This is a genomic window from Corynebacterium sp. CCUG 69979, assembly GCF_024454095.1.
In the GTDB taxonomy this organism is placed as follows: Bacteria; Actinomycetota; Actinomycetes; order Mycobacteriales; family Mycobacteriaceae; genus Corynebacterium; species Corynebacterium genitalium.
Window position 1 is genome coordinate 20395 of record NZ_JAGPZA010000021.1, and the last position, 11089, is coordinate 31483.

The 11089-nt window shown below is 61.4% G+C and carries 7 protein-coding genes; all 7 read left to right on the forward strand.

The window, feature by feature from the left end; translation table 11 throughout:
- The first annotated feature begins 176 nt into the window (after window positions 1-176).
- The 7 genes from rho to KBX18_RS10340 all read left to right on the forward strand — a co-directional run bounded on the left by rho (window position 177) and on the right by KBX18_RS10340 (window position 11083).
- On the forward strand, window positions 177-2018 hold the full coding sequence (gene rho / locus KBX18_RS10310) for a transcription termination factor Rho (RefSeq protein ID WP_255995951.1): 1842 nt from the start codon (window positions 177-179) through the stop codon (window positions 2016-2018).
- Window positions 2019-3101, forward strand: coding sequence for a peptide chain release factor 1 (gene prfA, locus KBX18_RS10315; protein WP_005290571.1), 1083 nt, complete (start codon window positions 2019-2021; stop codon window positions 3099-3101).
- A gap of 11 nt (window positions 3102-3112) precedes the next feature.
- Window positions 3113-4048 (forward strand): HemK/PrmC family methyltransferase, encoded by a 936-nt coding sequence (locus KBX18_RS10320; RefSeq protein WP_255995954.1) that lies wholly within the window; start codon window positions 3113-3115, stop codon window positions 4046-4048.
- 13 nt (window positions 4049-4061) lie between these two features.
- Window positions 4062-4727, forward strand: coding sequence for an L-threonylcarbamoyladenylate synthase (locus tag KBX18_RS10325; RefSeq protein WP_255995955.1), 666 nt, complete (start codon window positions 4062-4064; stop codon window positions 4725-4727).
- Window positions 4728-5873, forward strand: a complete 1146-nt coding sequence (locus tag KBX18_RS10330; RefSeq protein ID WP_255995957.1) for an MraY family glycosyltransferase — start codon at window positions 4728-4730, stop codon at window positions 5871-5873.
- A 288-nt stretch (window positions 5874-6161) separates the two neighbouring features.
- A complete protein-coding gene (locus tag KBX18_RS10335) occupies window positions 6162-10166 on the forward strand; it encodes a Pls/PosA family non-ribosomal peptide synthetase (RefSeq protein WP_255995959.1) in 4005 nt (1334 codons plus the stop codon).
- A gap of 29 nt (window positions 10167-10195) precedes the next feature.
- Window positions 10196-11083: a heparan-alpha-glucosaminide N-acetyltransferase domain-containing protein gene (locus KBX18_RS10340; protein ID WP_255995961.1), complete on the forward strand. Its 888-nt coding sequence runs from the start codon at window positions 10196-10198 to the stop codon at window positions 11081-11083.
- Window positions 11084-11089 lie beyond the last annotated feature (6 nt).

Below are 11089 nucleotides of genomic sequence, written 5' to 3' on the forward strand. Positions count from 1 at the left end.
CATTTTCTGCGCTCCCCATACCGCCATTTTTGGCCGTGCGTCCGATCAATCCTTTTCTGGGCTGTCACTTCAAAGTGCGCCTTCAAATGCTTATCGACGTTTGAAGCCCCCGGAAAAACGAGCCACGTCCACACCGCGTGATGCGACGCGGTGAACAATAAGACGAAAGGACATCCGTGACCGATACGGACAACGCAGCGGGCCAGGACCGCCAAGACCTTGCTTCGCTGAAGCTGCCTGAGCTACGCAAGATCGCTGCTGACAAAGGCCTTCGGGGGACCTCCGCCCTGCGCAAGGGCGAACTGATTGAAGCCATCACCACCGGCACCGTGCCGCAGCGCGCCAAGCAGCGCGCTTCCGAGCAGGCAGCCGCAGAGGCATCCGGTGAGCAGCCGACCACACAGAACGAGCAGAACGAGCAGAACAACCCGGAGCAGGGGGAGAAGTCTGGCTCCGAAAAGTCTGGTTCTGACAACGATGGCGCAGATTCCGATGAGCAGCGCTACGAGTCCCGCTCCGCAGCGCGCCGTGCCCGCCGCAACCGCGCCAAGCACGAGCACCGTGCCGAGCAGCGCGGCGACCGCAACGACCAGCAGGACGAGCAGCAGTCCGACGATCACGGCCAGCGTGACAACCGCGACAACGGTGATAACCGCGACAACCGCGACAATCGTGACAACCGTGACAATCAGGGCGGCAACAACCGCCAGAACAACAACCGCGATAACAACCGCGACGGTGAGGGTGGCGGCCGCCGGGGCCGCCGCAACCGCCGGAACCGCCGAAACCGCGACGGTAACAACAACCAGGGCGGCGGCAACAACAACCAGGACTTCGATCCGGAGGATCTGCAGGAGATCGCGGGTATCGTCGACATCGTCGACAACAATGCCGCGTTTGTCCGCACCACGGGTTACCGCGCCAGCCAGGCTGATGTCTTCATCAACAACAACCTGGTCCGCCGCTGCGGCCTGCGCTCGGGCGACGCTGTGATCGGTCAGGTCCGGGCTAACGGCCAAGGCCACACGCACGGTTCTGGCCGTAACCGACAGCGCTACAACCAGCTCGTGCGCGTGGACACGGTCAACGGGATGGAAGTGGACGACGCGAAGCAGCGTGCTGAGTTCCACAAGCTCACCCCGCTGTACCCGAACCAGCGTCTGCGCCTTGAGACGGAGCCGAACATCCTGACCACCCGCGTGATCGACCTGGTCATGCCGATTGGTAAGGGGCAGCGCGCCTTGATCGTGTCCCCGCCGAAGGCCGGTAAGACGACGATTCTGCAGAACATCGCGAACGCGATCGCGCACAACAACCCTGAGTGCTACCTCATGGTCGTGCTTGTGGATGAGCGCCCGGAGGAAGTCACGGACATGCAACGCTCCGTCAAGGGCGAGGTCATCGCATCGACCTTCGACCGTCCGCCAAGCGAGCACACCGCTGTCGCCGAGCTGGCCATCGAGCGTGCAAAGCGCCTGGTGGAGATGGGCCAGGACGTTGTGGTCCTGCTGGATTCCATCACCCGCCTGGGCCGCGCGTACAACAACTCGTCGCCGGCGTCGGGCCGCATCCTCTCTGGTGGTGTGGACTCCAACGCGCTCTACCCGCCGAAGCGGTTCCTGGGTGCAGCGCGCAACATCGAGGACGGCGGATCGCTGACCATCATCGCTACCGCCATGGTGGAGACCGGGTCCGCTGGTGACACCGTGATCTTCGAGGAGTTCAAGGGCACCGGCAACGCTGAGCTCAAGCTCGACCGCAAGATCGCCGAGCGCCGCGTGTTCCCAGCGGTCGATGTCAACCCGTCCGGCACCCGCAAGGACGAGCTGCTGCTCGCACCGGAGGAAGCGCGCGTCATGCACAAGCTGCGCCGCATTCTTTCTGCGCTGGACCCGCAAGCGGCGATCGACCTTATGATCAAGCAGCTGAAGAAGACGAAGAACAACGGCGAGTTCCTCGTCGGCGTGGCGCAGTCCGCGCCGATGGCCGCCGACACGGAAACCGAGGAGTACCAGTAAATGGCAGCTAACACGCAGGTTTCGCTTGTCGACGACTACGTTTCCGAATACCAGGGCATCCAGGCCCAAATGGGTGACCCGGACGTTGTCGGCGACCAGGATCTCTTCCGCAAGCTGTCGAAGCGCTACGCGCAGCTCCAGCCGATTATCAACGTCAATAACGAGCTGACGCAGGCCCGCGAGGACCTTGAGGCAGCTCAAGAGATGGCGGCCGAGGACAAGGAGTTCGCCGAGGAGGCCACGCGCCTTGAGGGCGAGATTGTCCGCCTCGAAGAGGAGCTGGCTGATCTGCTCGCGCCCCGCGACGAGCATGACGCCGATGACGTGATCATGGAGATCAAGGCCGGCGCCGGCGGCGAGGAAGCCGCGTTGTTTGCTGGCGATCTGGCGCGCATGTACCAGAAGTACGCGGAGAAAGCTGGTTTGTCCTGGGACGTTTTAGACCTGTCCGAGTCCGATCTCGGCGGCGTCAAGGACATGACTGTCGCCGTGAAGGCGAAGAACCCCTCCCGCGACGGTGCCTGGTCGATGCTGAAGTTCGAAGGCGGTGTCCACCGCGTGCAGCGTATTCCGGTGACGGAGTCGCAGGGACGCATTCAGACGTCGGCAGCCGGCGTGCTGGTGTACCCGGAGCCGGAAGAGGTCGAAGCTGTCGACATCGACGAGAAGGACCTCCGCGTTGACGTCTACCGTTCTTCCGGTAAGGGCGGCCAGGGAGTCAACACGACTGACTCCGCTGTGCGCATCACTCACCTACCCACGGGCATTGTGGTGACGTGCCAGAAAGAGCGTTCCCAGATCCAGAACCGCGCTCGCGCGATGCAGGTGCTCCAGGCCCGCCTGGATCAGCTTGAGCGTGAGAAGGCGGAAGCCGAAGCGGCAGAAGGTCGCGCATCCCAGGTCCGCACCATGGACCGGTCTGAGCGCATCCGCACCTACAACTGGCCGGAGAACCGCATCTCGGACCACCGCATCAACTACAAGTCGAACAACTTGGACGCGGTGCTCGACGGCAACATGGACGACATCATCACCGCGCTGCAGACCCACGAGCGCCAGGAGCGCCTCGAAGCAGAGCAGTAAGGAGACGCAAGGTGCGCTGGAACTCGTCAGAGCTCGCCAATGCAGTGTCGGCAGCTGAGCGCAGGTTCACCGAGGCAGGGGTCGCCTCGCCGTCCTACGATGCGCGGTTCATTGCCGCATCGCTTCTCGACGTATCCAGCCACATCTCCTTACCATTCACCTCTCCCACGGAGATCCCCGACGGGTTCTTCGCCCGATTCGAGCAGGCCGTTTCCCGCCGTGAGAAGCGTGAGCCGCTGCAGCACATCATCGGCACCGCACCGTTCGGGATCCATGATCTGAAAGTGGGCCCAGGGGTCTTTATTCCGCGGCCAGAGACTGAAGTCCTCGCGGAATGGGCGGTGGCGGCGTTCGCGGAGTACCTCGACAGTCTCTCCGACGATGAGATTGACGCCCCTGATTTTCAGCCGGTCGCCGTCGACTTAGGTACGGGCTCGGGTGCGTTGGCAATCTATATTGCGCAACGTGTCGATGCGGATTTGATCATCGGAGTGGAGAAATCTCCCGTAGCGCTTGCCGCGGCCCGAGCCAACGCAGACGAGCATGGTGGTCGCGGTGCTGAGATCCAGATCATCTCCGGTGACATGACCGACCCGCACTTGCTGGAGGAGTACTCCGGCAAAGTCGGCCTTGTGGTGGCGAACCCGCCGTACGTGCCGTTTGAACCCGAAGAGTCCGGCGCTTTGCAGCCGGAGATCTATCACGACCCTCCTGAAGCCGTCTTCTCTGGTGCTGACGGAATGGACGCTATCCGGGGTCTCATCCCCGTGGCGGCGCGTTTATTGGCACCGGGGGGAAAGCTCGGGATTGAGCATGACGACTCGACGGCGGGCCGCACGCGTGAGCTCGTCGATAAGCACGGGGCGTTTGAGCGCGTCGAGAACCTTGCGGACTTAACCGGCAGGGATCGGTTTGTCACGGCGAGTAAACTACGAGAAATCGACTAGAAGGGATTCGCACATGCCGAGCAGAGTCTACGACTGCCTCGACCCGCAGGGCCGGAAGGAAGGCATTGAGGCCGCGACGAACGCTGTGCGCGCGGGGCAGTGCGTGGTCATTCCTACCGACACGGTCTACGGCATCGGTGCCGACGCCTTCAACCCGGATGCCTGCGCGAAACTGCTGGCCACCAAGCGCCGCGGACCGGACATGCCGGTGCCTGTGCTCGTCGGGTCGTGGACCACGATTCAGGGCCTCGTGCGCGAGTTCACCGACACCGCGAAGACCCTTGTGGAAGCTTTCTGGCCCGGTGGCCTATCCATCGTTGTGCCGGAAGCGCCCTCCTTGCCGTGGAACCTGGGCGACACGCGCGGCACTGTGCTGCTGCGCATGCCGCTTCAACCAGTCGCAATCGAGTTGCTGCGCGAGACCGGCCCCATGGCGGTGTCCAGTGCGAACATTTCCGGTGAAGCACCGCCCGTGACAGCGCTGGGTGCGCGCAACCAGTTCGGCGAAGCTGTTCAGGTCTACTTGGACGGCGGCAAGGCAGAGGTGGGGGAGCCGTCCACCATCATCGACATCTCAGGGCCGAGCCCAATCATTCTGCGCGAAGGCGCGATCTCGCCGGAACGCATCGGCGGGGTTCTGGGAATGACGCCTGAACAACTCCGGCGGAAAGATCGCTAAATGTCAGGCGCTGGCGTCCCGCTCCGCGAGCTGGGTCTGGTGATCCTCGTGGCCGCGGTGATCACCTACCTGGCTACAGGCCCCGTGCGCTCCATGCTCGTACGCACCGGGCGAGTGGCCGAGGTCCGCGAGCGCGACGTGCATACCCAACCCACTCCGAGCCTCGGGGGAGTGGCGATGTTCACCGGTTTCTTGTCCGCGGTATTCCTGGCCATGCAGCTGCCAGCTCTGACCCGCGGATTCGCTCCGGTCACGCCGGAGATGACGGCTGTGGTCATCGGCGCATTCCTCATCGTCGTGGTAGGCGTCATCGATGACCTATACGAGCTCGCGGCTTTGCCGAAGTTCGCCGGCCAGGTGCTCGCCGCCGTGACCATGGCGGTACTGGGGCTGTCGTTCAATGTCATCTACTTGCCTTTCGACGGTGGGACCACGCTCATCCTCGACCAGACGCAAGGCATCATTGTGTCCACGCTGATCACTGTGACTTTGATCAATGCCTTCAACTTTGTCGACGGCATCGACGGCCTCTCCGCTGGGCTGGGGCTCATCGCCGGGGCAGCGATTCTGGTGTTCTCCTTGACTGTCCTGCACGACCAAGGCGGCGCCGTGTCCGCATACCCGCCGGCAATCATCTGTGCCGGTCTCGTGGGCATCTGCGGCGGCATTCTTCCGCACAACTTTGAACCTGCCCGGATCTTCATGGGGGACACCGGAGCAATGCTCATCGGCCTGCTGTTGGCGGCAGCGTCGATCTCTGCGTCCGGCAAGATCAACATGTCTCTGTATGGCACCGCGGACTTCGTGGCACTGATCAGCCCGTTCATTGTCGTCGTGGCCGCGATTGCGCTACCTGTCATCGACCTAGTCATGGCCGTGATCCGCCGCGTATCTCAAGGGAAGAGCCCTTTCTCGGCGGACCGGCAGCACATTCACCACCGACTCCTCGCCCTCGGCCACACCCACCGGCGCACTGTTCTTGTCCTGTATATGTGGGTGACTGCTATCGCGTTCGGTACCGTGAGCTTCTCCATCGTGCCTGCGCGCTACGCGGCGGCATTCACGGCAATCGCGCTCCTGCTAGCAATCGCGGCGACCTCAGTGCCGTGGATGCGAGGAAAGATCGGCCCGCAATCTGAGGGATAGTGCGCTCGAGGGACCTGCATCTTATCAATAACTGGCATTCGCCTAAGGTTCTTCCAAGCAGTTTTAATGATTTCGAGGTATCTTGTGGACATGCAAGGTCCCTCGATGCTCAATGAGTTGATAAACGCAACATTAAACTGCTTTAATGGGCACTCCTTAAATGAAGTCTAAGAGCTGAATAATTGATGTATCAGGTAGCAGTCATCCGTTACGGTTCAGCGTTTCCTAGCTTGAAGTCAACTGTGATGCCTACTGCTGCCGATCGAAACTTGCACTAGGAGGTTTGCGGTGCATACAGAGGACAATCGGACATCGGACGAGTTCGATGATCCGTCACTAGCTATCTACGGTGTCGAGGAAGTCCCTGAACCCAGGACATTGGTCGACATCTTTATGGAAACTGTCAATCAGTTTCCAGATGCCCCGGCACTGTCCGGTTCAGATGGAACGCTGACATACCGGGAGCTTGCCGAGCGAATCGATGAACAGGTCGAGATTCTTGCAAGCTACGGAATCGGTGTCGGTGATCGAATTGGAATCCGCGTGCCGTCGGGAACGACCGACCTCTACGTGGCAATTCTGGCAACCATTTGTGCCGGGGCTGCTTACGTGCCTGTGGACTGGGATGACCCAGATTCACGCGCCACGACTGTGTGGGAAGAAGCCAATGTTGCGGCGGTGTACGGCGCGCGCCTGATGCTCACCATGCACCGTGAAGTCGGCGCACAGGTAGAACCCGGACGCCCGGGTCTCAGCGATGACGCATGGATCATCTTCACCTCCGGTTCCACCGGTAAACCGAAAGGCGTTGCGGTGAGCCACCGCTCTGCAGCTGCCCTGGTTGACGCAGAAGCCCGGATGTACCTTGTGGATGCTCCGCTTGGACCGCAAGATCGCGTCATGGCCGGACTGTCCGTTGCCTTCGATGCCTCGTGCGAGGAAATGTGGCTGGCATGGCGCTACGGTGCGACCCTGGTCGCTGCTCCGCGCGACATTGTCCGCTCGGCAGACGCCCTGGGGCAGTGGATCACTGAGCACGAAATCACTGCGGTGTCTACTGTGCCTACGCTCGCGTCTTTCTGGCCCACCGAGTCCCTTAGCGCAGTACGCCTTCTCATTTTCGGTGGAGAAGCACTACCCAAGGAACTTGTGAACCGCCTTGTCGCGCCAGGGCGCGAATTGTGGAACACCTACGGGCCGACCGAAACGACAGTCATCTGTTCGGGCCACAAGATGGAACGACTTGAAAACGACGAACCGGTCCGCATCGGCCGAGCTACACCCGGGTGGGAACTCGCGGTGATCGACCCTGAAACCGAGCAGCCGGTCGAGTGGGGACAATCGGGCGAGCTGGTTGTCGCAGGAGTCGGCCTTGGTAGGTACCTCGACCCTGCTAAGGACGCAGAGAAGTATGCTCCCATCCCTGCCCTTGGGTGGGACCGTGCGTACCGCACAGGAGATCTTGTCGTCGCCGAGCGAGACGGATTGATCTTCGCCGGGCGCACCGATGATCAGATCAAGTTCGGTGGTCGACGAATGGAGCTCGGTGAGATTGACCGAGCCCTGGCCAGCACGCCGGGCATTTCGGCTGCCGCGGCCGCGAAAAAGACTACTGCGGCCGGATCGGACATCATCGTCGGCTACGTCGTTGCTGAGGGTGAGCTTGACCTCCAGGAGGTTCGCGCTCACCTTTCCACAGTGCTGCCGGGCGGCATCGCACCGTCGATCTGCGTCATGGATTCGCTCCCGATGAAAACGTCGGGAAAGGTGGACAGGGGTGCCTTGCCATGGCCGCTGCCAGACTCCGGAGAAGTGACCGCTGGATTGTCCCCTGAGCTGCACTGGCTCGCAGGCAAGTGGGCAGACCAGCTGGGTCCTGTTCCGCTCGAAGCAGATGCCAACTTCTTTGAGAATGGCGGGTCGTCGGTCGCATTGGCCAAGCTCGCCGTCGACTTGCGAGCGGACTACCCGGCACTCGATATCGGCGCGTTGTACGACAACCCGACTCTCGAGGACATGGCCGCCTACCTTGAGACCTTGAATGCGACGCTGGAACCTCGGCCGACGCCGAAGAAGATTCCTTGGTGGACGGGCATCTTCCAGTTCCTTTGGGTGTGCGGAATCTACCTTGTCAACGCGGCGCGCTACGTGGTCGGTGCGTTACTGGTCGTATGGGCCCTCGACGTATTCCTGGATGCCCCGTGGGTCCCGGCACTTCCTTTCTGGCCGCTGCTCATTGGCTGGATCGTCCTGTTCTCGCTACCCGGCAAGGTGGCACAAGCCACGCTTGTCTCACGTTTGCTCACCATCGGTATTCGACCAGGTGAGTATCTCCGCGGCGGGTGGACTCACATGCGAGTGTGGGCTGCTGAGCGGTACGTCACGTACTTGAAGCTCGAGACACTTCTGGGCACCCCGATGGCTCCACTGTTCTTCCGTCTCTTGGGTAATTCGGTCGGACGCGACGGAGAACTGGCGACCATGCCTCCTGTCACCGGTTTGGCCACAATCGGCGACCGAGTGTCGCTGGAACAAGAGGTCGATATCTTGGGCCACTGGATTGAAGGGGACACGTTCATCCTTGGCAGCATCGATATCGAAGATGGGGTCCGTGTCGGCCTTCGCACCTTTGTCACGCCTAACTCCCGCATCGGCGCCAACGCCGAAATCCTCTCGGGCTCGTGTGTTTCCGGTGAGGTCGCTCCGGGTCGCCTTTACGGTGGATCACCACTGGCAGACCGCGGCGAAGCCGGATTGACGTGGCCGGAGCTTTCTCCGGAGGAAGCTGCACGCCGCGGCTCTGTGACACTGGTGAACCGTTTCGAGCGCGGTATCTACTTCGGTGCAGGAATGGCGTGGATGACGCTGCTGCCCGTACTGGCAAGTCTGCCAGGCATCTTGCTGATCTATCCGACAGTGTGGTCCCGCGACCGGTACCAAGATGTGTTTCCGATTCTCGCAGCATGGACACCAGTCTTCATTCTTCTGGTCATGGTGACATGGCTCGCTTTGGTCGTGCTCAGCGTGCGGTTCTGCTCTGTGTTCATCCAGCCCGGGTACTTCCCGCAGCGAAGCACTACTGGCTGGGCGGTGTGGATGACCCACACTCTCCTGCAGAAGACATTGACCTCCACCTACTTCATGTACGCAGGGTGGTTGACCCCGGCATTCCTGCGCATCCTTGGTGCTCGTGTTGGCGAGGACACCGAGATCTCAACCGTCGAGACCATTCCGCACCTGACCTCCATCGGCGACCGATGCTTCCTTGCGGACCACTCACTGTGCAGTGCTGCACGACAAGGCAACGGATGGGTCCACCTCGGAACGACGGTGGTGAGTGACGGCTCCTTCGTCGGTAATTCCGGAATTGTCGGTGCTGATCACGATCTTCCCGAAGACGCCCTCATCGCAGTGTTGTCTTCTTCCCCTTACCGGCCGGGCCGAGGCACCTCGTGGCTCGGACGTTCCATCCGTGAGATTCCCCGCGCCCACGTCGAAGCCGACGTGGCTCACACGTTCAAGCCACCGCGTTATCTCAAGGTGGCCCGCGCAGTCGTCGAGGCGTTCCGCATCGTGCCGATCATGGTGACGGCGTACCTCGATCTGTTCATCGTGTGGGTGCTCACCGAGATCTACATGCGTGCAGGCATGGGTCAGGCTGGATTCAACGCCGTCTTGTTGTGGGTGTTCCCGGTTGTGCTCGCCGCCGGAATCATCGCAAGTACTGTTCCCATCGTCGCGAAGTGGCTGCTGGTCGGAAGGTTCAAATCAGGCGACCATACCCTGTTCTCCACATTTGTGTGGCGCGGTGAGCTCGTCGATAACTTCGCCGAGTTGCTCGCTGTCCCGTCTTTGATCCGGATGTCGCTGGGTTCCCCTATGCACAACTGGTGGCTGCGCATGATGGGCTGCCATATTGGCAAGCACGTTTGGTGTGAATCGTGGTGGCTGCCTGAATTCGACTTGATTAGGCTCGGCGACCGTTCCACGGTCAACCGCGGAACCGTGTTGCAGACCCACCTGTTCCACGACAGAGTGATGGCCTTGGAGACCGTCGAGTTGGGCATGGGAGCCACCCTCGGCCCGAACAGCTTCATGTTGCCAGGATCGTCCCTAGGCGATCGAACGACGATCGAACCGGGCTCCCTGGTCTTGCGCAACGACGGTATCCCCGCGGATACTGTCTGGTCCGGCAACCCGGTCGCGCACGTAGAAGCGCCAGCAGACGAAGCGCCGGCAGACGATCAATCAGGCAAGGTCACTCTCTCAGATGCGCACTATTCCGCCGTTTGATGCAGTTGATGAAGTAGGAAAACAGCAGTATGTCATCATCAGTGAATCCCTCAACTGAGGAATCCGTAGCTCGCCCCACCCCAGGACCAGCGGGAGTCCGGCCCATTTGGGATGGACAAAAGGAGACGCTACCTCCACCGGAGGATGGTCCGAGCCCCGAAGTTTTGGGGCCGTCCAGGGTACGTTGGAGCTCTGATCGGGCGTTCGGGCCCAGTGGCAACCCGAAGCGCATCGTCGGCCTCGATGTCGCGCGCGGGTTCGCGCTGCTTGGCATGATCGCGGTGCACATTCTGCCCGCGTACAGCCCCTATACGGGGCGGCCGACCGTGGTCTGGCAGCTCCTAGCGGGTAATGCCGCTGCGCTGTTCGCTCTCTTGGCGGGAATCTCCGTAGCGCTGATTACTGGCGCGAATAACCCGCATCAGGGCCGGCGGATGACGCGTAGCAGGGTTTCCCTTGTTACCCGTGCGATCCTGATCTTGCTGTTGGGCTTGGCCATCAGCGAGCTGCCCCTGCGTGTCTTCAACATCTTGCCGTACTACGGTCTGATGTTCTTGGTAGCGGTGTTGCTCACCGGGATGCGGATCCGCAGTCTCTTGATCACCGCCGGAGGCTTCATCGTTCTCGGGCCGCTCGCGATTTTCGCGTTGAACTCCTTCGTTGATTACAAGGGCCCCGCAAACCCGAACTTCACGTCCTTGTTCACGCAGCCAGTAGAAACCCTTCTGACGCTTCTTGCCGGAGGCACTTATCCCGTGATCACGTGGATGGCCTACATCTGCGTCGGCATGGCGCTAGGACGGATGAACCTGCGCTGGTTGCTGACTGAGGCGCGGCTCATTCTCTGGGGGGCCCGGCCCCCGGAAAGTAGACACCGTGGGGGTGAAATTATTGGCTTTACTCTAGCGCATTGTTAGGAAGCG

What these genes read in the sequence shown, in the direction of transcription:
- KBX18_RS10325 (WP_255995955.1), top strand. Translation starts at nt 4,062, where the DNA reads ATGCCGAGCAGAGTCTACGACTGCCTCGACCCGCAGGGCCGGAAGGAA.
- KBX18_RS10330 (WP_255995957.1), top strand. Translation starts at nt 4,728, where the DNA reads ATGTCAGGCGCTGGCGTCCCGCTCCGCGAGCTGGGTCTGGTGATCCTC.
- prfA (WP_005290571.1), top strand. Translation starts at nt 2,019, where the DNA reads ATGGCAGCTAACACGCAGGTTTCGCTTGTCGACGACTACGTTTCCGAA.
- KBX18_RS10340 (WP_255995961.1), top strand. Translation starts at nt 10,196, where the DNA reads ATGTCATCATCAGTGAATCCCTCAACTGAGGAATCCGTAGCTCGCCCC.